This window comes from Streptomyces sp. NPDC045955 (assembly GCF_056430805.1).
Map to the genome: position 1 here is coordinate 77,846 of NZ_JBWKKY010000017.1, position 25,691 is coordinate 103,536.

A 25,691-nucleotide genomic window follows, 5' to 3' on the forward strand; every position below is an offset into this window, starting at 1 on the left:
TCGGTACATGACCGAGGCGACCAGGAAAGACGGTTGGGCGGTAACGCTCGGCCCCTACACCTACATCCCCGCTCCAGCGCACTCGTCGGCCACCGTCAAAGGCACGCTTACCAAGGGCGGTTGCCCGGTCGCGCTCCAGGTGACCGAGCCGGTGCTGCGCGCTTTCATCGATGCCATGAGTGTGCTGGAAAAGGACCTCGCCCGGCGGTGGATCAGTGCGACGGAGTGGCCCGCTTTCGCGCTCGCGGAATAGTCGGGACGCGCTATGTACGATCAAGGAATCGAGGGCACCGGCCGGCACCGGGCTCCGGCCAGGGATTACGTGACTCCGCTGACGCCACCGGACCCGACCTGGGACCCGGCGGAGGAACTGGCGTTCATCCTCGAGGAGGCGCTCGGGGAGCAGGAGCCGAGGACTCCCACCCGCCCTGACGCGGCACCGGCCGCCCCCGCGGACCCGGACCCGGGCGAACGCATGCAGCGGCTCCAGGACATCACCGAGGAACTGCCGCCCGTGCGGGACGTCCCCCGGCGCCACCGCAAGGTCCCGGATCGCAAAGCCTCGGGCCTGCTCCGCGCCACCAGTTTCCTCGTCGCCGCCCTGACGGCCGTCATCGCCTCCGCGGTGAGTCTCCTGAGCGGCATGGTCGCCTACCACCCGCTGCGCCTGGTCGGCCTGGCCCCCACGGGGCACGGCCTCGGCACCTGGTGGCCCCTGCTGGTGTACGGGCCCTGGCTGGTGGCCTCCCTGTCCGTCCTGCGGGCCGCGCTGCACCAGCGCCGTGCCGTGCACTCCTGGTGTGTGGTGCTGGTCTTCTCGTGTGTCGCCGTGCTGCTGTGCGTCGCCCAGGCGCCGAGGACCGTCCTCGGTACCGCGGCCGCTGCCCTGCCCGGACTGGCGGCGCTGGCGTGCTTCCAGCAGGTCGTCCGTCAGATCACACTGATGCGTCCGCCCGTGCGTACGCCGGTGCCTCGGCATCGCCTCGGGCAGGTGGCGTCGAGGGAGCTTTCCGGTGGGGAGGTTCCGGGGTGCGAAGTGACCAGTGCGGGTGCGAGTGCCAGTGCTGGTTCTGGTGCGGCGGTTTCCGGTGAGTGTGTGGGGGAGTGCGAGGGGCCTGAACGGCCGGCCGGGGGCTGAGGAGGTCGCCGGGGCGCCGGGGGACCGCGCGGGCAACCCGCCGCTGTAGGTTCACGGCATGTCCGGCCACCTCGACCCCCGGCTCCTGCGTGCCTTCGTCACCGTCGCCGAGGAACTGCACTTCACCCGTGCCGCGGTGCGTCTGCACACGGCCCAGCAGGCGCTGAGCCGGGACGTGCGGCGGCTGGAGCGGGAGCTGGGCGCCGAGTTGTTCGTGCGGACCACCCGGCAGGTGACGCTCACGCCCGACGGAGAGCGGCTGCTGCCGTACGCCCGCCGCGTGCTCCAGGCGCAGGAGGAACTGCTCGCCGCCTTCGACCAGGCCCGGCCCCTGCTGGTGGACCTCAACTCCCCGGGCCTGGTCACACCGCGGCGCGTGCTGCACCGGGCGCGTGAACTCGCCCCCGAGCACGAGCTGATGGCCCGCTACGAGAGCGGCCTGACCGGGGCCGCGGGGGAGTTGCTCGCGGGCCGGCTGGACGCCTCGTTCGGACGGTTCGCCGGGCTGGACCCGGCGCTGCGGGCCGGGCTCGACCACCAGCCCGTGCGGTACGAGCCGATGGCGGTCGTACTGTCCGAGGACCACCGGCTGGCCCCGCTGGCGCAGGTGCCGCTCGCCGAGCTGGCCGGAGAGACCGTCTACGCGGGCGCCGGCAATCCCCGCACGCCGGAGTGGACCGGCCTCGCGCGGCTGCTGTTCGAAGGGCGGGACATCGAGATCGCGCCACCGGCGCCACTGGCCGTCGGGGACGAGGAGTTCCAGCGGGTCATGGCCCGCACGCGCAACCCGGTGCTGGCCGTCGTGGGGTTCCCGGCCCTGCCGGGGACGGTGTCCCGTCCCCTGGTCGATCCGGTTCCGCTCTCTCCCGTGTCGCTGGTGTGGCGCAAGGGCCTGACGCACCCCGGGCTCGACGCGCTGCGGCGGGCGGCGGCGCGGCTCGCGGCCGAGGAGGGGTGGCTGCGGAGGCCTGACGGAGGGTGGATCCCGGCCACCGATGATGTCCTCATGGTGTCTCACTAGTGACTCGATTCCGCACCTGGTCCGCACATATCCTCCGCGTGCGCTACATTCGACGTCTGAGCACGGTGTGGTAATGGGGGCGCTTGGGACGGGTTGGGGACCCGGTCCGAACGACGGGTGCTCAGGTCGCAAGCGCACCTGAACCATCCCGTGGGGGGAAGTGCGTGCGTGTGGAACCGTGGCGAGAAGACGCCCAACCCGAATGGCCCGAGGTCGCAGCGACGACCGGTGACCTCCTCGCGAACGGCAGAGCCCGGGACCGGAGAGCCACCCAGGTCTTCTCCGGTGGCGAGGTCCAGGTGTCGGGTACCCGCCCGTCCGCAGGGACGGAGCTGACGGAGATTCTGCGCGGCATTCCCCGGCAGAGCGAGGGCGAGGCCGACTCGTACGCGGCGGGTCCCGTTACCCGGCGGGCCGTCCGCGACCCCTGGCAGGAGGACGCCGACCCGGTCGGGCCCGCCCGGGACGGGCATGCTCACGACCCGCACGAGGTCACCGTCCAGCTCGACGCCGTCCAGCTCGGGGACGGGTTCGTACGGCAGGCGAAGGAAGGCACCGGTGCGGGCACCGCCGACCGGCCCGTCTTCGTGGACGAGTCCGGTCGCCGCAGCCGTCGCCTGCGCCGGATCGGCATAGCCATCGCCCTGGCCTGCGGCGTCTACGCCGTTGTCATCGTCGCCACGGTGCTGTCGGGCAACTCCAACGCCCCCTGGCTGCCCGTGCCGGGCCAGCAGGAAGGCCGCCCGGCCGGGCAGGTCGACACCCCGCCGCAGCCCACGGAGTCGGCACCGGCCGGTGACACGGGCGTCACCGCCCCGGGCAGCGCGCCGGCGACCGACGAGGCCACGGCACCTGCGTCCGGCCCCAGCGCCCTCGAACCCGCGGCCTCCGCGGGCCCGGGCCGTTCCGGCCCGACCGCCAGGCCCTCGCCGCCCGCGACCCCGACAGCACCCGCCCCGGTGAAGGGCGCGACCGACCCGACCCCGACCAAGCCGGCGGACCCGCCGACCACGCCGGCGACCGACCCGACGCCGACGGTCGAGCCCACGCCGGAACCGACCGAGCCCACGGACGCCGGCGACGGCACCGACACGGTCGCCGAAGGCCCGCCCGAGACGCCGCCCGTCGCCCAGTCACCCGTCGCGGAGCCGCCCGCCGCGGAGCCACCCGCCACCTAGCGGGTGTCCGCAAAGCCCCGCCTGCCCTGCGACGCCCGGCGCTCCCCCAAGCCTTTCGCGCAACAGGGGGACCCCCAGAGCACGCACCGAACGCCGCAGGGCCCGCCCTCCGGGCGGACGACGGGACTTCGCGGACAACCCCCTGTGCCCGGTCGCGAGGGCGGCGTCCGCCTCGTCCGCCCTCAGGGCAGATCCGGGGGGAAGGGCGCTCCCGCCCGGATCTCAGGCCCAGAGCTTCCGGCCCACGGCCCGGTGAATGGCGTGCATCGGCACGTCGTGGTCCCGCTGGAGCGGAGGGACCTGATGACGCCGCTGAGCATGCCGGCCCCGTCCCCGCACCACCCCGTCCCCGCAGCACTTCGTCCCCGCACCACCCCGGAGTACCACCACCCATGGCATCCCATACCCGCCGTTCCGGGCCCGCGCCGCGAGCCCGTGGCGGCTCCAGGCGCCGCCTGCCCCTGCGCCTGCTGCTGCCCCTGCTCGTCCTCGTCGCGCTGATGGCCATGCTCATGCTGCGCGGCTACGTGCACAGCGAGATCCTCGCCGACCACCGGGTCCGGCCGCCCGCCGCCACCGACCAGGTGCCGGAGAAGATCATGAACGGCGGCCCGGTCATCGACACCCGCAGCGGCCGCACGGAGAGCCTGCGCGTGCCCGACCGTCACCTGGTCCTCACCTTCGACGACGGCCCGGACCCGGTCTGGACGCCGAAGGTCCTGGACGTACTGAAGAAGCACGACGCGCACGCCGTCTTCTTCGTCACCGGCACCATGGCCTCGCGCTACCCGGACCTCGTCCGGCGCATGGTCGAGGAAGGCCACGAGGTCGGTCTGCACACCTTCAACCACCCCGACCTGTCCTACCAGTCCAAGAAGCGCATCGACTGGGAGCTGTCCCAGAACCAGCTCGCCCTCTCGGGCGCGGCGGGCATCCGCACCTCCCTCTTCCGGCCGCCGTACTCCTCCTTCGCCGACGCCATGGACAACAGGTCCTGGCCGGTGACCGAGTACATCGGCCGCCGCGGCTACATCACCGTCGTCAACAACACCGACAGCGAGGACTGGCGCAAGCCCGGCGTGGCCGAGATCGTCCGCCGTGCCACGCCCAAGGGCGGCAAGGGCGCGATCGTCCTGATGCACGACTCCGGCGGCGACCGGCACCAGACCGTCGCGGCACTGGACCGCATGCTGCCCGACCTGCGCCAGCAGGGTTACGCGTTCGACAACCTCACCGAGGCCCTCGACGCCCCGAGCGCGCACTCCCAGGTCACCGGCCTCGACCAGTGGAAGGGCACGGCGTGGATCTTCCTGGTCCAGGCCTCGGAGCACCTCACCGACGGGCTGGTCGTCGGCCTCGCGATCGTCGGCACCCTCGTCATCGGCCGCTTCGTGTTGATGCTGCTGCTCTCCGGAGTGCACGCACGCCGGGTGCGCCGCCGCGGCTTCCGCTGGGGAGCGCCGGTCACCGAACCGGTGTCGGTCCTGGTGCCGGCGTACAACGAGGCCAAGTGCATCGAGAACACGGTCCGTTCCCTCGCCGCCAGTGACCACCCCATCGAGGTCCTCGTCATCGACGACGGCTCCTCCGACGGCACGGCACGGATCGTGGAGGCCATGGGCCTGCCCAACGTCCGGGTGGTCCGCCAGCTCAACGCGGGCAAGCCGGCCGCGCTCAACCGCGGTGTGGCCAACGCCCGCTACGACCTGATCGTGATGATGGACGGCGACACGGTCTTCGAACCGTCCACCGTGCGTGAACTGGTGCAGCCCTTCGGCGACCCGCGGGTGGGCGCCGTCGCGGGCAACGCCAAGGTCGGCAACAAGGACACGCTCATCGGCGCCTGGCAGCACATCGAGTACGTGATGGGCTTCAACCTCGACCGCCGCATGTACGACGTCCTGCGCTGCATGCCGACGATCCCCGGCGCGGTCGGCGCGTTCCGCCGCAGCGCGCTGGAACGGGTCGGCGGCATGAGCGACGACACGCTCGCCGAGGACACCGACATCACGATGGCCCTGCACCGCGACGGCTGGCGCGTGGTCTACGCCGAGAACGCCCGTGCCTGGACCGAGGCGCCGGAAACGGTCCAGCAGCTGTGGTCCCAGCGCTACCGCTGGTCGTACGGCACCATGCAGGCCATCTGGAAGCACCGCCGGGCCCTGGTCGACAAGGGCCCCTCGGGCCGCTTCGGCCGTGTCGGCCTGCCGCTGGTGTCCCTCTTCATGGTCGTGGCGCCCCTGCTGGCCCCGCTGATCGACGTGTTCCTCGTCTACGGCCTCGTGTTCGGCCCCACTCAGAAGACAATCATGGCGTGGCTCGGCGTCCTGGCGATCCAGGCGGTCTGCGCGGCCTACGCCTTCCGACTCGATCGTGAGCGCATGACCCACCTCGTCTCCCTGCCCTTGCAGCAGATCCTCTACCGGCAGCTCATGTACGTCGTCCTGCTCCAGTCCTGGATCACCGCCCTCACCGGCGGCCGGCTGCGCTGGCAGAAGCTGCGGCGCACCGGTGTCGTCGACGCACCCGGCGGCGGCCCCGTGCCGCGCCAGCGATCCCAGAGCAGCGGCGAGCGGAGGCCGGTGGCATGACCCACGGAAACCCGATCCCCACGTCATCGGCGGCGTCCGGCATGCCGGGACCGCCGTCGTACGGCATCCCGCAGCAGCGCACGACGGACCCCGCGGCCCCGGGCGAAACCGCCCCGGACACGGCGCCGCGCCAGGGCGGCGGCCGTGACCGCTACCTGGACCTGCTGCGCTCCATCGCCCTGGTCCGTGTCGTCGTCTACCACCTGTTCGGCTGGGCGTGGCTGACGGTGCTGTTCCCGTCGATGGGCGTGATGTTCGCGCTGGCGGGCTCCCTGATGGCGCGCTCGCTGAAGCGCCCGGCGCTCGGGGTGATCCGGGGCCGGATCCGCCGGCTCCTGCCCCCGCTCTGGGCGTTCAGCGTGGTGGTGCTGGCGATGATGTTCGCGGGCGGCTGGAACCCGCTGAAGGACCCGGACCACGGAGGCACCTGGGGCCTGATCGACCTGGTCAACTACGTCTTCCCCGTCGGCGCCCCGCCCTTCCCCTGGCACCTTGGCGCCAAGTCCGGCCTGCTGGAGGACACCTGGGCGGTGCAGGCGGCCGGTCCGCTGTGGTACCTGCGGGCCTACCTGTGGTTCGTCATCGCCTCCCCGCTGCTGCTGTGGGCGTTCCGCCGGGCACCGTGGCCGACGCTGCTGGCGCCCCTGGGCCTCACGGCGGTCGTCGGCACGGGCCTGGTGAAGATCCCCGGCGAGACGGGCAACGCGGTGACGGACTTCGCGGTCTACGGCGGCTGCTGGGTCCTGGGCTTCGCCCACCACGAGGGCCTGCTCAAGCAGATCCCCCGCTACCTGTCGATCTCCTGCGCGGCCCTGCTGATGGCCTTCGGCCTGTGGTGGGCCTCCGGCCACCTGGGCCCCGACGGCTGGGACCTGAACGACATCCCCCTGGCCCAGGCGGCCTGGTCCTTCGGCTTCGTGGTCGTCCTGCTCCAGTACTCCCCGTCCTGGCGCGCACTCCCGGGCCGCCTCGCCAGGTGGGACGGGCTCGTGACCCTCTCCAACAACCGCGCCGTGACGATCTACCTCTGGCACAACCTCCTCATCATGGCCACGGTCCCGATCCTCGACCTCCTCTACGAACTGCCGTTCCTCCAGGGCGATCGCGCGGTCTCCGCCCTGGACGCCACGTACACGATCTGGATGTTCGTCCTGGTCTGGCCCCTGATCGGCGCGGCGACCCTCGCGTTCGGCTGGGTCGAGGACGTCGCGGCGAAGCGGAAACCCCGGTTGTGGCCGAACAGTGCGCCTCGGGTGAGGGTTCGTGGCAGCCGGAGGAGCTCGGCATCCGGAAGCTAAGCTGACCCGTCATCGGCGGGGGCGGACGATGAGCGGCCCTTTCCGAGGGGTTTCTTTTCGGTCCAGGTGAGAGAACGACACCACCGAGGGCGACGGCCTCAACGACGGCTGGCTGGACGACCTGCGCGACACCCTGAAGCTCGTCAGCGACATCACGGGAGCCATCGCCGCCGTCTGCGGGGTCCTGTCCCTGCTCGTCGGCTGGATCCCCGTCATCGGACAGGCCCTGGCCGGAGTGCTCGGCACCATCGCCCTGGTCATGACCGCGATATCACTGGTCTGCCATGTGCTGCTCGCCATCAACGGCGACGGCTCCTGGGGCGACGTGGCGATCGACGCGCTGGGCCTCGCCACGTTCGGCATCGGGCGCGTCTTCTCCGCGGGCGCCAAGGCCGCCGCCACCGTCGGCCGCAGCCGCGTCTGGACGGCGGCCACCCAGTACGTGCGCGGCTGGAACCCGGGCATGAACTCGGCCGCGCGCCGCGCCCTCGTCGAGTCCATGGTCGGGGCACGGGCCGGAGCGCGCCCCGGGGCGGCCCTGCCCGACGTGGGCCTGAGGGCGGCCTTCCGCGGACTGCCGAGCTCCTTCGCGGACGACCTGGCGAGCATCCGGGGCAACTGGCGGGACCTGTTCAAGGTCGGCGACAACCTCTTGGCCGCCCGCGACGCCTACAACGCCGCCGGACCGCGCGGCCTGGCCAGCATGTACGCGGGCCCGGGCATGGTCGACGAACTCGCACGCATCAAGAACATCGACCCGGCGGACCTGCGGTTCATCGGCACGCCCGACGCGTTCAAGCAGGCCATGGCCTACAACGCCATCGGCCTCGGCGGCACCGGGACGGGCGCGGCCTCCGACACCAACAGCTTCGTCGGCCTGTTCGGCGGCGAGCCGGAGATCGACGTCACCGGCCCCGACGCGTCCCTGGCCGGGCGGTGAGCCCGGCCATGACGAACAAGGCGGACTGGCGGGAGTGCCGGGTCGAGTTGCCGGCCCACCACAACTGGCTGGTCCTGAACCTGGAGAGCGAGGACCCCGAGGACTGGGCGCGCACCCTCGCCGGACACCATCTCGGCGGTGACGTCCCCGAGCCGTGGCGGGAGGCCTTCGCGGCGGACCTGCTCTGGTACTGGGGGGCGGCGGTGCGGCAGGGCGCCCTGTGCGCGGCGGTCCTGGCACCCCGGGACGGGCCCGTCGTCGCCGGTTGTACGGTGCGGGAGCTGAAGGTCCCGGCGGAATCCCGGACCATGGCCGCCTTCCGGGCCGAGGCGGAACGCGCGGAAGGCCCGTACTTCGGTGGGGAGCAGATCCTCACCGAGGTCGAACTGCCCCTGGGCCCGGCCCTGCGCGTGCACCGCCAGGAGCCGACGGACCCGGACGCGGACGGCGGAACCATCGTGGAGGGAGTGGCCCACTACGTCCTGCCGCGGCAGCATCCCACCGCGCTGGAGTGCCGGCTGCTGTGGACGTCCCTCGGACTCGGCGCGGAACTCGTCAAGGTCGCCGACGAGCTGGCCAACTCACTCCGCCTGGCGTGACGCGGCGGAACCCCGGCGCTTGCCGAGCACATCCCCCAGCCCGAACCGCTCCCAGGGGACCATCGCCAGCGGCATCCAGCTGAACCCGACGGCGAACACGGCCACGACGGTGGTGAGCTGAGCCGGCAGGAACCACCCCAGCTGGGCGACGAGCAACGCCACGACCAGCAGCCAGACGTCGAACACCAGAACTGCCAGCACCTTGCGGGCCGCGGCTCCCGGGCCGACCCGGGGCGTGCCTCCGTTCTCTTCGGTCCCCCGCACCATGCCGAAGAGGATCACCGGCAGCATCAGCCCGGTCAGCCCGCCGACCGCGATGCCACCCACGACCAGGGCGCTGGTGCCGTCGTCGGGCACCACGCTCGACAGCGGCCCGTCAACCGCCCCGCCCAGCAGGGCAACGGCCGCGAACGCGCCGAGCGTCGCCGTCGCCAGCACGAGGAGCATGCCCGCTCCGAAGGCCACGTTCGCGGCAAAGGATCGCTGCGGGCGCCGCGCCTTGGGCCGTTCGGCCCCCGACTCCGCGGACATGGACTCCCCCCCTTCCCGTGTGGGGTCCGCTAGAGGATAACGGGACCCCGTTCCCCCGGGCCTTCCCGGTGTGGAAAACTGCCCGGGTTGCGCATGTGAACAACTGTGCCCAGTGGGCGCCGGGGGAGCGGTGGAATGAGTAAGCGGCAGACACAGAAGATGCTGCGGCTGATGGCGAGCGGAGAACCGGTCGAACTCACCAGCCCGATGGCATCCGTGAAGAAGCTCGCCCGGCTGGCCTTCGTCGCCCAGCAGTTCGGCTACGAGTACGCGGACGTCCGGCAGAGCAGCGGCCGCAACGGCGCGCTCACCATGCTGATCCTGCCCGACCCCAGCCCGCAGGCCCGGGCCCGGGCCGCGCAGAACTGGGCGCAGTACCCCAATGCCGGCGACGGCGTCTCCCTGCCGCCGCTGGTGCCGGACGCCTTCGAGCTCCTCAAGGCCCGCATCAACTTCGACCTCACCGGCAAGAACGCCGAGAAGCGCATGGGCTACGGGGCGCTCGGCGTCACGATCGGCTGCGTGGTGCTCGCGCTCCGGTCCGGCGGTGAGTCCTTCGACTTCATCGCGGCGGGTCTGGTGTGGCTCGTGATCATGGCGATCCTCGGCATCGGACTGCTGGTCACGCGCAAGCGCAACACGAAGTTCGCCGCGCGCCTGCAGGCGGCCGGCTTCATGCCGGTGACCGAGGAGAACGGGCGCGTGCGGTACCTGCCGCCCGGGGCGCAGCCGCCGGGGCAGGGCAATCCGTTCGCGGGAGGGCCGTACGGCGGCGGGCAGACGGCCGGGACGCCGGGGTACGCGGGTGCGCCGGGTCAGCCCGGAGTGCCCGGTCAGCCGGGAGTACCGGGTCAGCCCGGTGGGATGCCCGCCCCGGCCGCAGGCGCCCCCGCGGGGTACGGACAGCAGGCGCCGGGCCCGTACGCCCAACCCGCCCCCGGTCCGTACCCCGGCCAGCAGGCTCCCGGTCCGTACCCCGGCCAGCAGGCTCCCGGTCCGTACCCCGGCCAGACCGCGCCGGGCCCGTACGGGGGCCAGCCGGCCGCTGGTCCGTACGGAGGCCCGCACCCCGGCCAGCCCGCCCCCGGCCCGTACCCCGGCCCTCCCGCGCCGGGCCCGTACGCGGCCCAGCCCGCCCCCACGCCGTACCCTCGGCAACAGCCCCCCGGCCCGTACGCCCAGCAGTACCCTCAGCAACAGCAGCCCCACGGGCAGCACAATCCGCCTGGACAGCAGCCGCAAAGCTGACCCGACGCCACGGAACCTCTCATCCCGCCCCAAGCCGGGGTGAGAGCAAAGTTCCCTTGCGGTCACTCGCTGGCACAGTGACGAAACGCGTCCTCCCTACCTTCGGGATCAGCACTCATGGAACGACCGAGTCCCGGAGCAAGTGGAGGCGTCATGACAGGTCCTGGCACGGCACCCGCACCCCCGAGCAGGGGCGGACGCTGGATCCAGCACTGGGATCCGGAAAACGAGACCTTCTGGAAGGAGACGGGCGAGAAGATCGCCCGCCGGAACCTCTTCTTCTCCGTCCTCTCCGAGCACATCGGGTTCTCGATCTGGACCCTGTGGTCCGTTCTGGTCCTCTTCATGGGCCCGGAGTACGGGCTGACCCCGGCCGACAAGTTCATGCTGACCTCGATGGTCACGCTGGTCGGCGCCGTCGTCCGCGTCCCCTACACCTTCGCCGTCGCGATCTTCGGCGGCCGGAACTGGACGATCATCTCCGCCAGCCTCCTCCTCGTCCCGACCGTCGCCGCGTTCATGGTGATGGAGCCGGGGACCTCCTTCTCGACCTTCCTGCTCGTCGGCCTGCTGGCCGGCATCGGCGGCGGCAACTTCGCCTCCTCCATGACCAACATCAACGCCTTCTTCCCGCTGCGGAAGAAGGGCTGGGCCCTCGGCCTGAACGCGGGCGGCGGCAACATCGGCGTACCGGTGATCCAGCTGGCCGCCCTCGCGATCATCGGCGCCGGCGGCGGACCGCGCGTGCTGCTCGGGATCTACATCCCGCTGATCCTCGTCGCCGCCGTCATGGCCGCGCTCTTCATGGACAACATCGAGAACGTGAAGAACGACACCGGTGCCGCCAAGGACGCCGCACGGGACGCCCACACGTGGATCATGGCCTTCCTCTACATCGGCACCTTCGGCTCGTTCATCGGCTACAGCTTCGCCTTCGGGCAGGTCCTCCAGAACCAGTTCGGACGCACCCCGCTGGAGGCGGCGTACGTCACCTTCATCGGTCCGCTCCTCGGCTCGCTGATCCGGCCTCTGGGCGGCTGGCTGGCCGACAAGTACGGCGGCGCGAAGATCAGCCTGTGGAACTACGTCGGCATGGGCGTCGCGACGGCGATCCTGATCGGTGCCTCGATGGAGAAGTCGCTGGCGCTGTTCACCGCGGCGTTCGTGGTGCTGTTCGTGCTCAGCGGCCTCGGCAACGGCTCGACGTTCAAGATGATCCCGGGCATCTTCCAGAACAAGGCCCTCGCCAAGGGACTGGAGGGTGAAGCGGCCGCTGCCTACGGGCGTCGCCTCTCCGGCGCCTCCATGGGACTCATCGGCGCGGTGGGCGCACTCGGCGGCGTCGGCATCAACCTCGCCTTCCGCCAGTCCTTCCTCTCCTACGGCTCCGGCACCGGGGCGTTCGTCGCCTTCCTCGCCTTCTACGCGGTCTGCTTCGCGGTCACTTGGTCCGTATACCTTCGCCGCACGACCCCGCAGGTACCCGCCACGACGGCGACCTCGGAGGCGGAGCCGCAGCTCAGCTACGCCAAGGTCTGACGCTGTGCTGACCCGGGGGACAACCCCCGGACCCCCGGCCGAAGCCCGCAGCCGTCGATCCGGCGGAAAGCGGCATCGGTAACACCGTCGACATCATGCCGATCCGAGCCTGTCACGAGCCGTTGACAGGCTCGATCGGCATGTAGGTACGCCGTACCCACGAAGTACGACGACTCGAGTGCGGGACGAGAGCCATGTACGAGGAAGAACAGCGACCGGACCACGGACCCCTGGCGGGTTTCACCGTGGGCGTGACGGCCGCGCGCCGGGCCGATGAGCTGGGGACGCTGCTCCAGCGGCGCGGTGCCGCCGTCATGCACGCCCCTGCCCTGCGGATCGTGCAGCTCGCCGACGACAGTGAACTGCTGGGCGCGACGAAGGAACTCATCCGCCAGGTGCCGGACATCGTGGTCGCCACGACCGCGATCGGCTTCCGGGGCTGGGTCGAGGCCGCCGACGGCTGGGGGCTCGGCGACGATCTGCTCTCACGGCTCGGCGGCGTACGGATCCTGGCGCGCGGGCCCAAGGTGAAGGGCGCGGTCCGGGCCGCCGGGCTGACGGAGGAGTGGTCGCCGTCCTCGGAGTCCATGGCCGAGGTGCTCGACCGGCTGCTGGAGGAGGGCGTCGACGGGCAGCGGATCGCGATCCAGCTGCACGGTGAGCCGCTGCCCGGGTTCGTGGAGGCGCTGCGCGAGGGCGGGGCCGAGGTCGTGGGCGTGCCCGTCTACCGGTGGATGCCGCCGGAGGACATCGCCCCGGTGGACCGGCTGCTGGACGCGGCGGTCTCCCGGGGCGTGGACGCGCTGACCTTCACCAGCGCCCCGGCCGCGGCCTCCCTGCTCTCCCGGGCGGAGGAGCGGGGGATGCTGCCCGAGGTGCTGGAGGCCCTGAGCCACGACGTGCTGCCGGCCTGCGTGGGCCCGGTCACCGCCCTGCCGCTGCAGTCCCGCGGCATCGACACGATCCAGCCCGAACGCTTCAGGCTCGGCCCCCTGGTCCAGCTCCTGTGCAAGGAACTGCCCGGCCGGGCACGCGCGCTGCCGATCGCCGGGCACCGGGTGGAGATCCGCGGCCACGCCGTCCTGGTCGACGGCGACCTCAAGCCCGTACCGCCCGCCGGCATGTCCCTGCTCCGCGCCCTCTCCCGCCGCCCCGGCTGGGTGGTCGCGCGCGCGGAACTCCTGCGCGCCCTGCCCGGCTCCGGCCGCGACGAACACGCGGTCGAGACGGCCATGGCCCGTCTCCGCACGGCCCTCGGCACCCCGAAACTGATCCAGACGGTGGTCAAGCGGGGGTACCGCCTCGCCCTGGACCCGGCGGCGGAGACGAAGTACGTGGACGCGTGAGCGCGTCCGCGGGTTGAGCGGGATACCGCCACGCCGGCAGGCGAGCGGCCGGTGCCAGGTCGTGTCCGCGAAGTCCCGTCGTCCGCCCGGGGCAGGCGGGACTTTGCGGACACGAGGGCCTGTTGCGAAAGTGGCCTCGTCGCCCGGAGGGCGGCCGCGCGGCGTCCGGTGCGTGCTCTGGGGTCCCCCCGGCCGAAGGCTGGGGGAGTGCCGCCCGGAAGCCCTCGTACGGGCGTACTCGGGCTTTCGGGCGGTGCGGCGAGTGGGGGCACCTCCCACGCCCTCAAGGCAGTGGGGGAGCGTGCCGGGCGTCGCGCGGCAGAGGGCACTTTCGCGACAGGCCCTAGGGGTTCCCGGCGCCGGAGTGGGCAGGCACTGTAAGAGGGAACGGTTTCCCGGCCCTCTCACTGGCACCTCACCGAGCCCTCGCGTCCGGGGTGCACCCCCTATAGGCGGTGACAGGCACATGGCACTGGGTACGGCCACGGCCCCGTACGAGCTGCGCTTCGATGCCGGGCGGATCTGCCTCGACCTGCTCTCGACCACGCATCCGGAGGAACGGCTCGACTCCGTGGACGTGCTGCGGGCCTGGATCACCGGTTCCGGGCTGGTCCCGGCGGACACCGCCCTGGCCCACGCCGACGCGGCCTGGCTGGTCGCCTTCCGCGAACTGCGTGGCCAGATCGACCGGTTGGTACGCGGCTGGCCGGGAGCCGGAGCCAGGGCGTACGACTTCGCGCTGGCGCGCGTCAACGATCTCGCCCGTACGGCGCCCCCCGCCCCGCGCGCGGTCCGCGGTGGAGACGGCGAACTCCTGCGGCAGTTGGACGGTCCGCCGGGCTGTCCCGCCCTGCTCGCGGCCGTCGCCCGGGACGCCGTGGACCTGCTGACCGACCCCGTCGCCCGCGCTGCCCTGCGCCAGTGCGAGGGCGACAACTGCCCGATCGTGTACCTCGACACCTCCCGGGGGCGCAGGAGGCGCTGGTGTTCCAGCGAGGTCTGCGGAAACCGCGAACGGGTCGCCCGGCACCGCCGCCGCGCGGCACTCACACGGGCTTAAGTCCCTTTTGCCCTTCGCGGCAAGGCCGTTGGGTGGTCACTGCACCCAATTTCCCTGTCCTAAATGCGACTTCTGCGGGCGCGCCGTCGAAGTGATTTCGATTACATGCCGTTTACCTACGGACCCGTAGGGAAAGCCTGGCTTGATCGCGTCGATGTGGCGGAAATGTAAAGAACGCGGGGTGGGAATGTGCTCCCATGTCCCGCTCGTCACGTCACTTCGAAGAAATCTGTCACGCCACTTTGAACACCCAACGCCTCGCGTCCGTACGGCATGTGGAGCGACCGACTGGGGGAACCCCCGGACACCGGAGGTGGGCGTGCGCAAGGATTCCGTCGTGGCCAATGAACGTGCACCGAGGGCCCGACATCGCATGTCCCAGCCCTCGGAACCCGACGAGGAGCTGATGCGTGCGCTCTATCGCGAACACGCCGGACCCCTTCTGGCATATGTCCTGCGCCTGGTCGCCGGAGACCGGCAGCGCGCCGAGGACGTCGTGCAGGAGACGCTCATCCGTGCCTGGAAGAACGCCGGTCAGCTCAATCGGGCGACCGGATCGGTACGCCCCTGGCTGGTGACGGTCGCCCGGCGCATCGTCATCGACGGCCACCGCAGCCGGCAGGCCCGGCCGCAGGAGGTCGACCCGTCGCCGCTGGAGGTCATCCCCGCGGAGGACGAGATCGACAAGGCGCTGTGGCTGATGACTCTCTCGGACGCACTCGACGACCTGACCCCGGCTCACCGGGAGGTGCTCGTCGAGACGTACTTCAAGGGGCGTACGGTCAATGAGGCGGCCGAAACCCTGGGCATACCCAGCGGCACCGTCCGCTCCAGGGTGTTCTACGCCCTGCGTTCGATGAAGCTGGCACTGGAGGAGCGGGGGGTGACGGCGTGATGAGTGTTTACGGGGGTAACCAAGGGTTCGGTACGGGAGGCATGGGTATGTCTGGTCCCATGCAGGAGTCCCCGGTGCCGAACGAGCACGAGACCGTCGGCGCCTACGCTCTCGGCATCCTCGACGACGCCGAAGCGACCGCCTTCGAAGCCCACCTCGCCACCTGTGAATGGTGCGCCCAGCAGCTCGACGAGCTGGCCGGCATGGAGCCCATGCTCGCCGCCCTCGCCGACCTGCCCGGTTCCGGCAGCACACCCGCGATCGGCGATTCGCTGTCCGCGAAGCCCCGCCCGCGCCTGGTGGAGAAACTGGTCGACGAGGTCGCCGACCGCCGCGCCCAGAAGCGCCGCCGCAGCTTCTACATGGTGGCCGCGGCCGGCGCGCTGATCATCGGCGGCCCCTTCGTCGCGGTCGCGACGAACAGCGGCGGTGACGGCGGCGGCGCGGAGAACCGCCCGCTCGCGGCGAGCCCCGCCAAGGAGGCCTTCGACGGCATCTCCGACAAGATCTCGGCCACCGACCCGAGCACCAAGGTCACCGCGACGGTCGCCCTCCAGAAGAAGGACTGGGGGACGGGCGTGGTCACTGAGCTCAAGAACGTCAAGGGCCCGCTCAAGTGCGCCCTCGTCGCGGTCGGCAAGAACGGCGAGCGGGAGACCCTGTCCTCCTGGTCCGTCCCGGAGTGGGGCTACGGCCTCCCCGACGCCACGACCGAGAAGGCCAAGGAGCCCCTGTACGTCCAGGGCGGCGCCGCCTTCGAGCCGAACGAGATCGACCACTTCGAGGTAGTGACCTTCGACGGCAAGCGGCTGGTCGAGGTCGACGCGTAGCCTTACCGGGTCCCCTTCGCGTACGGTGGACGGCTGCCCAGCACGTCAGAAGGGGGCCCGGTGGCCGCTCAGGCTCAGCAGGAAACCGCGCTCGACTCCCTGAGAGACAGAGAGATCGGCGTCGAACAGGAACACCTGGACCGGGTGTACCGGCGCCTCGAGGAGAAGATCCACGAGGCCGAGTTCCTCATGAACGACGCGGCCCAGCGCGGCCAGGTCGGCACTCCCGGCGCGCTCGCCGAGCGGGACGCCCAGGTCTTCCGGGCCGGCATACACCTCAGCCGGCTGAACAACGAGTTCGAGGACTTCCTCTTCGGCCGCATCGACCTGCTGCGCGGCAAGGACGGAAAGAAGGGCCCGGACGGCGCGTACACCGCCGTGGAGCCCGCCGAGGGCGCGATTCGCGAGGACAACACCGCCGACATCGCCGAGACGCTGCACATCGGCCGCATCGGCGTCCTCGACCAGGACTACGCCCCGCTGGTCATCGACTGGCGGGCCCCGGCCGCCGCCCCCTTCTACCGCTCGACGCCCGTGGACCCTGGCCGCGTCGTCCGCCGCCGGGTCATCCGCTCCAAGGGCCGCAAGGTGCTCGGCGTCGAGGACGACCTGATGCGCCCCGAGCTGACGGCCTTCCTCGACGGCCACGAGCTGCCCGTCATCGGCGACGGCGCCCTGATGGCCGCGCTCGGCCAGGCCCGCAGCCACACCATGCGCGACATCGTCGCCTCCATCCAGGCCGAGCAGGACCTGGTCATCCGCGCCCCCGCCGCCTCCGTGACGTACGTCGAGGGCGGCCCGGGCACCGGCAAGACCGCCGTCGCCCTGCACCGCGCGGCCTACCTCCTCTACCAGGACCGGCGCCGGTACGCGGGCGGCATCCTGATCGTCTCGCCGACCCCGCTGCTCGTCGCCTACACCGAGGGCGTGCTGCCCTCCCTCGGCGAGGAGGGCCAGGTCGCCATCCGCGCCATCGGCTCCCTCGTCGACGGCGCCGAGGCCACGCTCTACGACTCCCCTTCCGTGGCCCGCGCCAAGGGCTCGTCCCGCATGCTCAAGGTGCTGCGCAAGGCCGCGCGCGGAGCCCTGGAGCTGAACGATTCACCGACCCGGCTGCGCGTGGTCGCCTTCGGCCGCCGTCTGGAACTGGAGGCCGAGCAGCTCGCGGGCATCCGGCGCGCCGCCCTCGGCGGCACCGCCCCCGTCAACCTGCTGCGCCCGCGCGCCCGCAAGCTGCTCCTGGACGCCCTGTGGGAGCAGTCCGGCGCGGCCGGCCGCCACACCGACCCGGAGCTCGCCGCCGAGCTGCGCTCCTCCTTCGACGAGGACGTCACCTCCGAGGACGCCTTCGTCGCGTTCCTCGACGCCTGGTGGCCCGAGCTGACCCCGGCGGCCGTCCTGGACGCCATGGCCGACGAGCGGCGCCTCGGCCGCTGGGCCCGGCGGATCCTCAACCCCGGCGAGATCCGCAAGGTCGCCCGCTCCCTCAGGCGCGACGGCCACTCCGTGCACGACATCGCGATGCTCGACGAGCTCCAGGCCGTCCTCGGCACCCCGGCCCGCCCCCGGAAGAAGCGCGAGATGGACCCGCTCGACCAGCTCACCGGCCTGGAGGAGCTGATGCCGGTGCGCGAGGAGTCGCAGCGCGAGCGGGCCGAGCGCCTCGCGCAGGAGCGCACCGAGTACGCGCACGTCATCGTCGACGAGGCTCAGGACCTCACCCCGATGCAGTGGCGCATGGTCGGCCGGCGCGGCCGGCACGCCACCTGGACGGTCGTCGGCGACCCGGCCCAGTCCTCCTGGTCCGACCCGGACGAGGCCGCCGAGGCCCGCGACGAGGCCCTCGGCACCCGCCCGCGCCGCCGCTTCGAGCTCACCGTGAACTACCGCAACCCGGCCGAGATCGCCGAGCTCGCCTCGAAGGTGCTGGCCCTGGCCATGCCCGGCTCCCCGTCGCCGAAGGCGGTCCGCTCCACCGGAGTCGAGCCGCGCTTCACGGTCGTGGACGGCACGTTGGCCGAAACCGTTCGCGCCGAGGCGGCCCGGCTGCTGGAGCGCGTCGACGGCACGGTCGGCGTGGTCGTCGCCATGCAGCGCCGCGAGGAGGCCCGGCGCTGGCTCGCCGGGCTCGGCGACCGGGTCGTGGCCCTCGGCAGCCTGGAGGCGAAGGGCCTGGAGTACGACGCGACGGTCGTGGTCTCCCCGGCGGAGATCGCCGACGAGTCCCCGGCCGGCCTGCGGGTGCTCTACGTCGCACTCACGCGTGCCACCCAGCAGCTCACGGTCGTCTCGGCGGACCGGGACGAGCCCGACGCGGCGGGAGTACCGGACCTGCTCAGGGACTGACTCCGGTCCGACCGGCGGCACCGCGCACCGATACCCACGTGCCGGCGAAATGAACTCCCGGTACGGGAATGGCCTTACGGGATCTGTTTGTTAGCCTGGATGTGGCACCGGCCCGATCCAAGCCCCCGGGCCCAACCATCGTCGCTACGAGCGACCACTTGCCGCGAGGCGAGCATGGCGGGTCGGTGCCACCTGACTTGCGAAGAGACCCACGTCAGCGTGACGTGGGTCTCTTTTTGCCTGCCTGTTCCGCGAACAAAACGTTCGCAATCGAGGGTGGCTACCTGCTACTCAGCGGTAGGTGCGACGATCGGACGGCACAACTCAGCGTCAGGTGAAAGCAGAGGAAGTCGGCCATGGCAACGGCGCCCAGCGTCTCCTACTCGATGACGGTCCGGCTGGAGGTGCCCGCGAGCGGAACCGCCGTCTCGCAGCTCACCACCGCCGTGGAGTCCTCCGGAGGCTCGGTGACCGGCCTCGACGTCACCGCATCCGGTCACGAGAAGCTCCGTATCGACGTCACCATCGCGGCCTCGTCGACCGCGCACGCGGACGAGATCGTCGAGGAACTCCGCGGCATCGAGGGCGTCACGCTGGGCAAGGTCTCGGACCGGACCTTCCTCATGCACCTCGGCGGCAAGATCGAGATGGCGTCGAAGCACCCCATCCGCAACCGTGACGACCTGTCCATGGTCTACACGCCGGGCGTGGCCCGCGTCTGCATGGCGATCGCCGAGAACCCCGAGGACGCCCGCCGCCTCACCATCAAGCGCAACTCCGTTGCGGTCGTGACGGACGGCTCGGCCGTGCTGGGCCTGGGCAACATCGGCCCGAAGGCCGCGCTGCCCGTCATGGAGGGCAAGGCGGCCCTCTTCAAGCGGTTCGCCGGCATCGACGCCTGGCCGATCTGCCTCGACACCCAGGACACCGACGCGATCGTCGAGATCGTCAAGGCGATCGCCCCGGGCTTCGCCGGCATCAACCTGGAGGACATCTCCGCCCCCCGATGCTTCGAGATCGAGGCCCGGCTGCGCGAGGCCCTCGACATCCCCGTCTTCCATGACGACCAGCACGGTACCGCGATCGTCGTCCTCGCCGCCCTCACGAACGCCCTGCGTGTCACGGGCAAGACGATCGAGAACATCCGCGTCGTCATGTCCGGAGCCGGCGCGGCCGGTACGGCCATCCTGAAACTGCTGATCGCCGCGGGCGTCAAGAACGCCGTCGTCGCCGACATCCACGGCGTCGTGCACGCCGGCCGCGAGGACCTGGTGGACGCCGCCCCGGACTCGGCGCTGCGCTGGATCGCCGACAACACCAACCCCGAGAGCCTGACCGGCACGCTCAAGGAGGCCGTGCGCGGCGCGGACGTCTTCATCGGCGTCTCGGCCCCGAACGTCCTCGACGGCGACGACGTGGCCGCCATGGCCGAGGGTGCCATCGTGTTCGCGCTCGCGAACCCGGACCCCGAGGTCGACCCGGCAATCGCCCGTCAGACCGCGGCCGTTGTGGCCACCGGCCGTTCCGACTTCCCGAACCAGATCAACAACGTGCTGGTCTTCCCGGGCGTCTTCCGCGGGCTGCTGGACGCCCAGTCGCGTACGGTCAACACCGAGATGATGCTCGCGGCGGCGAAGGCCCTCGCGGACGTGGTGACCGAGGACGAGCTGAACCCGAACTACATCATCCCGAGCGTCTTCAACGACAAGGTCGCGGGCGCGGTCGCCGGGGCGGTCCGGGAGGCCGCGAAGGCGGTCGGCGCGGCGGCGACGACCTCACAGCCGTAGGGCGACAGCCCTGCGGCCGCTGTGAGGATTGCCACGACTGGCCTGGCAACGGCGCGTCGGGGAACCCGACCCCTTGGGCCGCCCTCTATCGTGTCGGCCAGGCTCAGGCCCTCTTTTCGTGTGACTCCCATGGGTGTTCTCACGACTCCTGCGGGTGCCGGATTGGCTTTCCCGCCGCAGGTAGAGGCAGGATGCGTCCCTGGGCGCGAGGGTCTGACGACGGACCCGGGTCCGGGGACTCACGGAGGACCCTGGCAGCATCGGCTTCGATCTGACGCCTCAACGGCAAGATGAACACGGGAGTAACAACATGAACCGCAGTGAGCTGGTGGCCGCGCTGGCCGACCGCGCCGAGGTGACCCGCAAGGACGCCGACGCCGTTCTGGCCGCGTTCGCCGACGTGGTCGGCGACATCGTCTCCAAGGGGGACGAGAAGGTCACCATCCCCGGCTTCCTGACCTTCGAGCGCACCCACCGTGCCGCTCGCACCGCCCGCAACCCGCAGACCGGCGAGCCCATCCAGATCCCGGCCGGCTACAGCGTGAAGGTCTCCGCGGGCTCCAAGCTCAAGGAAGCCGCGAAGGGCAAGTAACCCTGCCGTTCGTACGCCGACGGTGTACGAACCACAGTGAGTGACATCAAAGGGGCGGCCACCCGAACCGGGTGGCCGCCCCTTTGGCGTCACTGCCTGCGCCGCTACCCGAGCGCCTTGCCCGGCAATTCCACCTTCGCGCCCAGCTCCACCAGCTTCTCCATGAAGTTCTCGTAGCCGCGGTTGATGAGACCGATGCCGTGGACGCGGGACGTGCCCTGGGCCGCCAGCGCCGCGATGAGGTACGAGAAGCCGCCGCGGAGGTCGGGGATGACCAGATCGGCGCCCTGGAGCTTGGTGGGGCCGGAGACGACGGCCGAGTGCAGGAAGTTGCGCTGGCCGAAGCGGCAGTTCGAGCCGCCCAGGCACTCGCGGTAGAGCTGGATGTGCGCGCCCATCTGGTTCAGGGCGGACGTGAAGCCGAGGCGGGACTCGTAGACCGTCTCGTGGATGATGGACAGGCCCGTGGCCTGGGTCAGGGCCACCACCAGAGGCTGCTGCCAGTCGGTCTGGAAGCCCGGGTGGACGTCCGTCTCCAGCGCGATGGACTTCAGCTGGCCGCCGGGGTGCCAGAAGCGGATGCCCTCGTCGTCGATCTCGAAGGCCCCGCCCACCTTCCGGTAGGTGTTCAGGAACGTCATCATCGAGCGCTGCTGGGCGCCGCGGACGTAGATGTTGCCCTCGGTCGCCAGTGCGGCGGACGCCCAGGAGGCGGCCTCCAGGCGGTCGGAGAGGGCGTGGTGGGTGTAGCCGCCGAGTTTGTCGACACCGGTGACGCGGATGGTCCGGTCGGTGTCCATCGCGATGATGGCGCCCATCTTCTGAAGGACGCAGATCAGGTCCTCGATCTCCGGCTCGACAGCCGCGTTCGAGAGCTCGGTGACGCCTTCGGCGAGCACCGCCGTCAGCAGGACCTGCTCGGTCGCGCCGACGGAGGGGTACGGCAGCCGGATCTTCGTGCCCCGCAGCCGCTGCGGGGCCTCCAGGTACTGCCCGTCCGCCCGCTTCTCGATCCGCGCGCCGAACTGCCGCAGTACGTCGAAGTGGAAGTCGATGGGCCGGCCGCCTATGTCGCAGCCGCCGAGGCCCGGGATGAACGCGTGGCCGAGGCGGTGCAGCAGTGGACCGCAGAAGAGGATCGGGATACGGCTCGAACCCGCATGGGCATCGATGTCAGCGACGTTCGCGCTCTCCACGCGCGTCGGATCCATCACCAGTTCGCCGGGTTCGTCCCCCGGACGGACCGTCACACCGTGCAGCTGCAACAGGCCCCGTACGACCCGTACGTCACGGATGTCCGGAACATTGCGGAGGCGGCTCGGAGCGCTGCCCAGCAGCGCTGCCACCATTGCCTTCGGTACGAGGTTCTTCGCACCGCGGACACGGATCTCGCCCTCCAGCGGGGTTCCGCCGTGGACAAGCAGGACATCGTCGTTGACGGTCATGAATCTCGCGTTCCGTGGAGTCGGGCAGGGGCCAGGAGGGAAAGGGTAATCGCCCTCCACCCCCCTTCCGTAAGCCTGAGTCAGACCCAGCCACGTCATAGCTCTGTCACAACACGAACGGTTCCGTGCCGGGCACGTGGGGTCACGGTCACGTCCGTGCGCGTGGGACGCATCGGTGCGCCCGCCCGTCTCCCACCACCACCCGCAATCGAGGCCTTACCAGGCCGCATCTCTGATTCATGGCTGCGTTCACTCGCGTCCCCGCATTGGCTCCCCATGGGCAGGGAAGATGCGGGATCATGTCTGGCATGACCGAGGTGTCCTCGCTCACAGGGCGGTTGCTCGTGGCCACGCCGGCCCTGGCGGACCCGAACTTCGACCACGCGGTGGTGCTGCTCCTCGACCACGACGAGGAGGGCTCTCTCGGTGTGGTCCTCAACCGCCCCACCCCGGTGGACGTGGACGACATCCTGGAGGGCTGGGGCGATCTCGCCGGCGAGCCCGGCGTGGTCTTCCAGGGCGGCCCGGTGTCGCTGGACTCGGCCCTCGGGGTCGCCGTCGTCCCCGGCGGTGCGTCCGGGGAGACCGCGCCGCTGGGCTGGCGCCGGGTGCACGGCGCGATCGGTCTGGTCGATCTGGAGGCTCCGCCGGAACTGCTGGCCTCCGCCCTCGGCTCCCTGCGGATCTTCGCCGGATACGCCGGCTGGGGCCCCGGCCAGCTGGAGGACGAGCTGGTGGACGGCGCGTGGTACGTCGTCGAGTCGGAGCCCGGCGACGTCTCCTCGCCGTCCCCGGAGAGGCTCTGGCGCGAGGTGCTGCGCCGCCAGCGCAACGAGCTGGCGATGGTGGCGACGTACCCGGACGACCCTTCGCTCAACTGATGGCTGTGACCTTCAGTACTCTTGGGCCTATGAGCACTCTCGAGCCCGAGCGCGGGACTGGTACGGGGACCCTCGTAGAGCCGACGCCGCAGACCTCTCACGGTGACGGTGACCACGAGCGCTTCGCCCACTACGTCCAGAAGGACAAGATCATGGCGAGCGCCCTCGACGGCACCCCCGTCGTGGCGCTGTGCGGCAAGGTCTGGGTGCCGGGCCGCGACCCGAAGAAGTACCCGGTGTGCCCCATGTGCAAGGAGATCTACGAGTCCATGGGCTCCGGGGACGACGACAAGGGCAAGGGCGACAAGTAGCTCCGGCCCGCGTGGCGTAAGGCCTCCAGGGTGCGTTTTGCGCGCCCTGGAGGCTTTTGTGCTGTCTGGGCGTTGCGCAGGATGCGTCTGCTGGTCACAGAGTGGTTGAGACCTCTTGTGGGCGTGTTCATGCAGTCCCTAGCCTCCGAAGTGTTGTGCACAGCGAAACCGTCATTGCGCATGTTGCAACACTCCCTCGGAGGAGCACTCCATGAAGCTGTCCGTCCGATGTGCCGCGCTCACCGCGCTCGCCGCCCTCCTGGCCACCGCCTGCGCGCCCCAGACCGCCACGAACTCCTCCTCCGACAAGGACGAGAAGACCGGCACGCTCCGCGTCTGGCTCTTCCAGGAGGTCGGCAACACACCCAAGGAGAAGGTCGTCGACTCGGTCGTCGCCGCCTTCGAGAAGGCCCACAAGGGCACCGAGGTCGACGTCGAGTACATCCCGATCGACACCCGCGCCCAGCGCGTCAAGGCCGCCTTCAACGACCCCGCCTCCGCTCCCGACGTGATGGAGTACGGCAACACCGACACGGCCGGGTATGTGAAGGACGGCGGACTCCTCGACGTCACGAAGGAGTTCGGTGGCTGGAGCGAGGCGAAGGACACCGACCCGACGGCCAAGCAGTCGGTGACGGTCGACGGCAAGGTCTACGGCGCTCCCTTCTACGTCGGCGTCCGCGCGCTGTACTACCGCACGGACGTGTTCAAGGAGCTCGGCCTGTCCGTCCCGAAGACGATGGACGAACTGGCCTCCACCGCCCGCGAGATACGCGCCGCGAAGCCCGAGCTGTACGGGCTGGTGGTCGGCGGCGCCTACACCTACGGCGCGATGCCCTTCGTCTGGGCCAACGGCGGTGAAATCGCCAACGGCAAGGGCGGTTCGTACGCCTCCGGCATCGACAGCCCTCAGGCGCGCAAGGGCATCAAGGCGTACACGTCCCTCTTCGGCGACGACAACTGTCCGGCGGCCAAGTGCGCGGGCATGGGTGGCAACGACACGATCTCGGCGTTCGCCGCGGGCAAGGCCGGGATGGCGATCGGCGGCGACTTCAGTCACACCGCCGTCGAGGCCGGGAAGGTCAAGGGCAAGTACGCGGTCGTCCCGCTGCCGGGAGTGACACCCGGCTCGATCGCACCGGCCTTCGCGGGCGGCAACAACATCGGCGTCCTGAAGAGCACGTCCCACCGCACGCTCGCCGTCCAGTTGATGGAACAGCTCGCCTCGAAGAAGACCCAGACCGGACTCTTCGGCGCGATGGGCTTCCTGCCGACCTTCACGGACGTGCGCCGGCAGGTCGCGGAGAAGGAACCGTTCGTGAAGCCCTTCGTGCGGACCCTCTCGGCGGGCACGAAGTTCGTCCCCGCCTCACCCGCCTGGGCCGAGATCGACTCCTCGCTCGTCCTGCCCACGATGTTCCAGGAGATCATCAGCGGCAAGAAGAGCGTGGCTGCCGCGTCCGAGGCCGCCGCGAAGAAGATGAACACCGCGTTCGGCTCCGCCGGGTGAGCCGGGTGAACGACAGCAGGCAATCGCCTGGGGGCGGGGCGGCTGGAGTTGAATCGGGCGGGGGCGGTGCGGTTGGCATCGGTTCGAGTGAGGCCGGTTCGGGTGGTGCCGGTTCGGCCGCGGGCGGTGCGACGGGGAAGGGCTCGGGCGGGGGTGACTCGGCTGGAGCCGGTCGGGCTGGGGGCGTCTCGGCCGCGACGGGTTCGGCTGGAGGCGTCTCGGCTGGGTCTGGTCCGTCCGGGGCAGTCTCCTCCGGGGATGCCTCGGCCGGGGCCCTTTCGGCCGGGGACGGGTCGGGTGGGGCCCTTTCGGCCGGGGACGGGTCGGGTGGGGCCAACTCGTCCGGGTCTGATTCGGCCTGGGGTGACTCGGCCGGGGCCGTCTCGGCGGGGACCGGTTCGGCCGGGGACGGGTCGGGTGGGGTCAACTCGTCCGGGTCTGGTTCGTCCGGGTCTGATTCGGCCTGGGGTGACTCGGCCGGGGCCGTCTCGGCGGGGACCGGTTCGGCTGGGGACGGGTCGGGTGGGGTCAACTCGTCCGGGTCTGGTTCGTCCGGGTCTGATTCGGCCTGGGGTGACTCGGCCGGGGCCGTCTCGGCGGGGACC

Annotated in this window: 22 protein-coding genes; 20 read left to right on the top strand and 2 right to left on the bottom strand. The window is 71.1% G+C overall.

Translation table 11 applies throughout. From position 1 onward, the window contains the following. The first annotated feature begins 7 nt into the window (after positions 1–7). The 8 genes from AC07F0_RS29875 to AC07F0_RS29910 all read left to right on the top strand — a co-directional run bounded on the left by AC07F0_RS29875 (position 8) and on the right by AC07F0_RS29910 (position 8,765). Positions 8–253: a hypothetical protein gene (locus tag AC07F0_RS29875; RefSeq protein ID WP_478983141.1), complete on the top strand. Its 246-nt coding sequence runs from the start codon at positions 8–10 to the stop codon at positions 251–253. Positions 254–265: 12 nt separating this feature from the next. Continuing rightward, positions 266–1,138: a hypothetical protein gene (locus AC07F0_RS29880; RefSeq protein ID WP_478983142.1), complete on the top strand. Its 873-nt coding sequence runs from the start codon at positions 266–268 to the stop codon at positions 1,136–1,138. A 58-nt stretch (positions 1,139–1,196) separates the two neighbouring features. Further along, complete coding sequence (locus AC07F0_RS29885) at positions 1,197–2,159, top strand: LysR family transcriptional regulator (RefSeq protein ID WP_478983143.1); 963 nt, start codon at positions 1,197–1,199, stop codon at positions 2,157–2,159. A 164-nt stretch (positions 2,160–2,323) separates the two neighbouring features. Then, complete coding sequence (locus tag AC07F0_RS29890) at positions 2,324–3,337, top strand: hypothetical protein (RefSeq protein ID WP_478983144.1); 1,014 nt, start codon at positions 2,324–2,326, stop codon at positions 3,335–3,337. A 392-nt stretch (positions 3,338–3,729) separates the two neighbouring features. Further along, positions 3,730–5,928: a bifunctional polysaccharide deacetylase/glycosyltransferase family 2 protein gene (locus AC07F0_RS29895; protein ID WP_478983145.1), complete on the top strand. Its 2,199-nt coding sequence runs from the start codon at positions 3,730–3,732 to the stop codon at positions 5,926–5,928. Continuing rightward, complete coding sequence (locus tag AC07F0_RS29900) at positions 5,925–7,226, top strand: acyltransferase family protein (RefSeq protein ID WP_478983146.1); 1,302 nt, start codon at positions 5,925–5,927, stop codon at positions 7,224–7,226. The genes AC07F0_RS29895 and AC07F0_RS29900 overlap by 4 nt, the downstream gene beginning before the upstream one ends. 259 nt (positions 7,227–7,485) lie before the next feature. Then, positions 7,486–8,166 (top strand): hypothetical protein, encoded by a 681-nt coding sequence (locus AC07F0_RS29905; RefSeq protein ID WP_478983147.1) that lies wholly within the window; start codon positions 7,486–7,488, stop codon positions 8,164–8,166. A gap of 8 nt (positions 8,167–8,174) precedes the next feature. Next, complete coding sequence (locus AC07F0_RS29910) at positions 8,175–8,765, top strand: hypothetical protein (RefSeq protein WP_478983148.1); 591 nt, start codon at positions 8,175–8,177, stop codon at positions 8,763–8,765. On the opposite strand, the gene AC07F0_RS29915 is transcribed toward AC07F0_RS29910, so the two are convergent. After that, the gene (locus AC07F0_RS29915) at positions 8,748–9,296 is read right to left on the bottom strand and encodes a hypothetical protein (RefSeq protein ID WP_478983149.1); all 549 of its coding nucleotides are present in this window, start codon (positions 9,294–9,296) and stop codon (positions 8,748–8,750) included. The two genes, AC07F0_RS29910 and AC07F0_RS29915, sit on opposite strands and share 18 nt — an antisense overlap. A gap of 135 nt (positions 9,297–9,431) precedes the next feature. Between AC07F0_RS29915 and AC07F0_RS29920 the strand changes: the two genes are divergently transcribed. The 9 genes from AC07F0_RS29920 to AC07F0_RS29960 all read left to right on the top strand — a co-directional run bounded on the left by AC07F0_RS29920 (position 9,432) and on the right by AC07F0_RS29960 (position 20,939). Then, entirely contained in the window at positions 9,432–10,544 is a 1,113-nt protein-coding gene (locus AC07F0_RS29920) for a hypothetical protein (protein ID WP_478983150.1), read from the top strand. Between the two features lie 153 nt (positions 10,545–10,697). After that, on the top strand, positions 10,698–12,083 hold the full coding sequence (locus AC07F0_RS29925; RefSeq protein ID WP_478983151.1) for a nitrate/nitrite transporter: 1,386 nt from the start codon (positions 10,698–10,700) through the stop codon (positions 12,081–12,083). A 194-nt stretch (positions 12,084–12,277) separates the two neighbouring features. Beyond that, the gene (locus AC07F0_RS29930; RefSeq protein ID WP_478983152.1) at positions 12,278–13,429 is read left to right on the top strand and encodes a uroporphyrinogen-III synthase; all 1,152 of its coding nucleotides are present in this window, start codon (positions 12,278–12,280) and stop codon (positions 13,427–13,429) included. A 466-nt stretch (positions 13,430–13,895) separates the two neighbouring features. After that, positions 13,896–14,489, top strand: coding sequence for a CGNR zinc finger domain-containing protein (locus AC07F0_RS29935; RefSeq protein ID WP_478983153.1), 594 nt, complete (start codon positions 13,896–13,898; stop codon positions 14,487–14,489). 373 nt (positions 14,490–14,862) lie between these two features. Further along, positions 14,863–15,384 (top strand): sigma-70 family RNA polymerase sigma factor, encoded by a 522-nt coding sequence (locus tag AC07F0_RS29940; protein WP_010039908.1) that lies wholly within the window; start codon positions 14,863–14,865, stop codon positions 15,382–15,384. Next, positions 15,384–16,214: an anti-sigma factor family protein gene (locus tag AC07F0_RS29945; RefSeq protein ID WP_478983154.1), complete on the top strand. Its 831-nt coding sequence runs from the start codon at positions 15,384–15,386 to the stop codon at positions 16,212–16,214. The genes AC07F0_RS29940 and AC07F0_RS29945 overlap by 1 nt, the downstream gene beginning before the upstream one ends. A 60-nt stretch (positions 16,215–16,274) precedes the next feature. Further along, on the top strand, positions 16,275–18,560 hold the full coding sequence (locus AC07F0_RS29950) for a HelD family protein (protein WP_478983155.1): 2,286 nt from the start codon (positions 16,275–16,277) through the stop codon (positions 18,558–18,560). 356 nt (positions 18,561–18,916) lie between these two features. Continuing rightward, on the top strand, positions 18,917–20,347 hold the full coding sequence (locus tag AC07F0_RS29955; RefSeq protein ID WP_478983156.1) for an NAD-dependent malic enzyme: 1,431 nt from the start codon (positions 18,917–18,919) through the stop codon (positions 20,345–20,347). A 310-nt stretch (positions 20,348–20,657) separates the two neighbouring features. Then, complete coding sequence (locus tag AC07F0_RS29960; RefSeq protein WP_003990598.1) at positions 20,658–20,939, top strand: HU family DNA-binding protein; 282 nt, start codon at positions 20,658–20,660, stop codon at positions 20,937–20,939. Between the two features lie 104 nt (positions 20,940–21,043). On the opposite strand, the gene murA is transcribed toward AC07F0_RS29960, so the two are convergent. Further along, positions 21,044–22,384, bottom strand: a complete 1,341-nt coding sequence (gene murA, locus AC07F0_RS29965) for a UDP-N-acetylglucosamine 1-carboxyvinyltransferase (protein WP_399408264.1) — start codon at positions 22,382–22,384, stop codon at positions 21,044–21,046. 308 nt (positions 22,385–22,692) lie between these two features. On the opposite strand from murA, the gene AC07F0_RS29970 reads away from it, so the two are divergent. From AC07F0_RS29970 to AC07F0_RS29980, 3 genes are all read left to right on the top strand, one after another. Beyond that, on the top strand, positions 22,693–23,265 hold the full coding sequence (locus AC07F0_RS29970) for a YqgE/AlgH family protein (protein WP_356926960.1): 573 nt from the start codon (positions 22,693–22,695) through the stop codon (positions 23,263–23,265). Positions 23,266–23,294: 29 nt separating this feature from the next. Then, on the top strand, positions 23,295–23,576 hold the full coding sequence (locus AC07F0_RS29975) for a DUF3039 domain-containing protein (RefSeq protein WP_010039914.1): 282 nt from the start codon (positions 23,295–23,297) through the stop codon (positions 23,574–23,576). Positions 23,577–23,787: 211 nt separating this feature from the next. After that, positions 23,788–25,086 carry an extracellular solute-binding protein gene (locus AC07F0_RS29980; RefSeq protein ID WP_478983157.1) on the top strand — a complete coding sequence of 433 codons (1,299 nt, stop codon included), beginning with the start codon at positions 23,788–23,790 and terminating at the stop codon, positions 25,084–25,086. Positions 25,087–25,691: the final 605 nt, after the last annotated feature.

Excerpts from the sequence above, each read along its gene's own strand:
- AC07F0_RS29970 (WP_356926960.1), top strand. The coding sequence starts at position 22,693 with ATGACCGAGGTGTCCTCGCTCACAGGGCGGTTGCTCGTGGCCACGCCG.
- AC07F0_RS29875 (WP_478983141.1), top strand. The coding sequence starts at position 8 with ATGACCGAGGCGACCAGGAAAGACGGTTGGGCGGTAACGCTCGGCCCC.
- AC07F0_RS29915 (WP_478983149.1), bottom strand. The coding sequence starts at position 9,296 with ATGTCCGCGGAGTCGGGGGCCGAACGGCCCAAGGCGCGGCGCCCGCAG.
- AC07F0_RS29930 (WP_478983152.1), top strand. The coding sequence starts at position 12,278 with ATGTACGAGGAAGAACAGCGACCGGACCACGGACCCCTGGCGGGTTTC.
- AC07F0_RS29905 (WP_478983147.1), top strand. The coding sequence starts at position 7,486 with ATGACCGCGATATCACTGGTCTGCCATGTGCTGCTCGCCATCAACGGC.
- murA (WP_399408264.1), bottom strand. The coding sequence starts at position 22,384 with ATGACCGTCAACGACGATGTCCTGCTTGTCCACGGCGGAACCCCGCTG.
- AC07F0_RS29925 (WP_478983151.1), top strand. The coding sequence starts at position 10,698 with ATGACAGGTCCTGGCACGGCACCCGCACCCCCGAGCAGGGGCGGACGC.
- AC07F0_RS29895 (WP_478983145.1), top strand. The coding sequence starts at position 3,730 with ATGGCATCCCATACCCGCCGTTCCGGGCCCGCGCCGCGAGCCCGTGGC.
- AC07F0_RS29975 (WP_010039914.1), top strand. The coding sequence starts at position 23,295 with ATGAGCACTCTCGAGCCCGAGCGCGGGACTGGTACGGGGACCCTCGTA.
- AC07F0_RS29980 (WP_478983157.1), top strand. The coding sequence starts at position 23,788 with ATGAAGCTGTCCGTCCGATGTGCCGCGCTCACCGCGCTCGCCGCCCTC.
- AC07F0_RS29960 (WP_003990598.1), top strand. The coding sequence starts at position 20,658 with ATGAACCGCAGTGAGCTGGTGGCCGCGCTGGCCGACCGCGCCGAGGTG.
- AC07F0_RS29910 (WP_478983148.1), top strand. The coding sequence starts at position 8,175 with ATGACGAACAAGGCGGACTGGCGGGAGTGCCGGGTCGAGTTGCCGGCC.
- AC07F0_RS29945 (WP_478983154.1), top strand. The coding sequence starts at position 15,384 with ATGAGTGTTTACGGGGGTAACCAAGGGTTCGGTACGGGAGGCATGGGT.
- AC07F0_RS29940 (WP_010039908.1), top strand. The coding sequence starts at position 14,863 with ATGTCCCAGCCCTCGGAACCCGACGAGGAGCTGATGCGTGCGCTCTAT.
- AC07F0_RS29880 (WP_478983142.1), top strand. The coding sequence starts at position 266 with ATGTACGATCAAGGAATCGAGGGCACCGGCCGGCACCGGGCTCCGGCC.
- AC07F0_RS29900 (WP_478983146.1), top strand. The coding sequence starts at position 5,925 with ATGACCCACGGAAACCCGATCCCCACGTCATCGGCGGCGTCCGGCATG.
- AC07F0_RS29935 (WP_478983153.1), top strand. The coding sequence starts at position 13,896 with ATGGCACTGGGTACGGCCACGGCCCCGTACGAGCTGCGCTTCGATGCC.
- AC07F0_RS29955 (WP_478983156.1), top strand. The coding sequence starts at position 18,917 with ATGGCAACGGCGCCCAGCGTCTCCTACTCGATGACGGTCCGGCTGGAG.
- AC07F0_RS29920 (WP_478983150.1), top strand. The coding sequence starts at position 9,432 with ATGAGTAAGCGGCAGACACAGAAGATGCTGCGGCTGATGGCGAGCGGA.
- AC07F0_RS29885 (WP_478983143.1), top strand. The coding sequence starts at position 1,197 with ATGTCCGGCCACCTCGACCCCCGGCTCCTGCGTGCCTTCGTCACCGTC.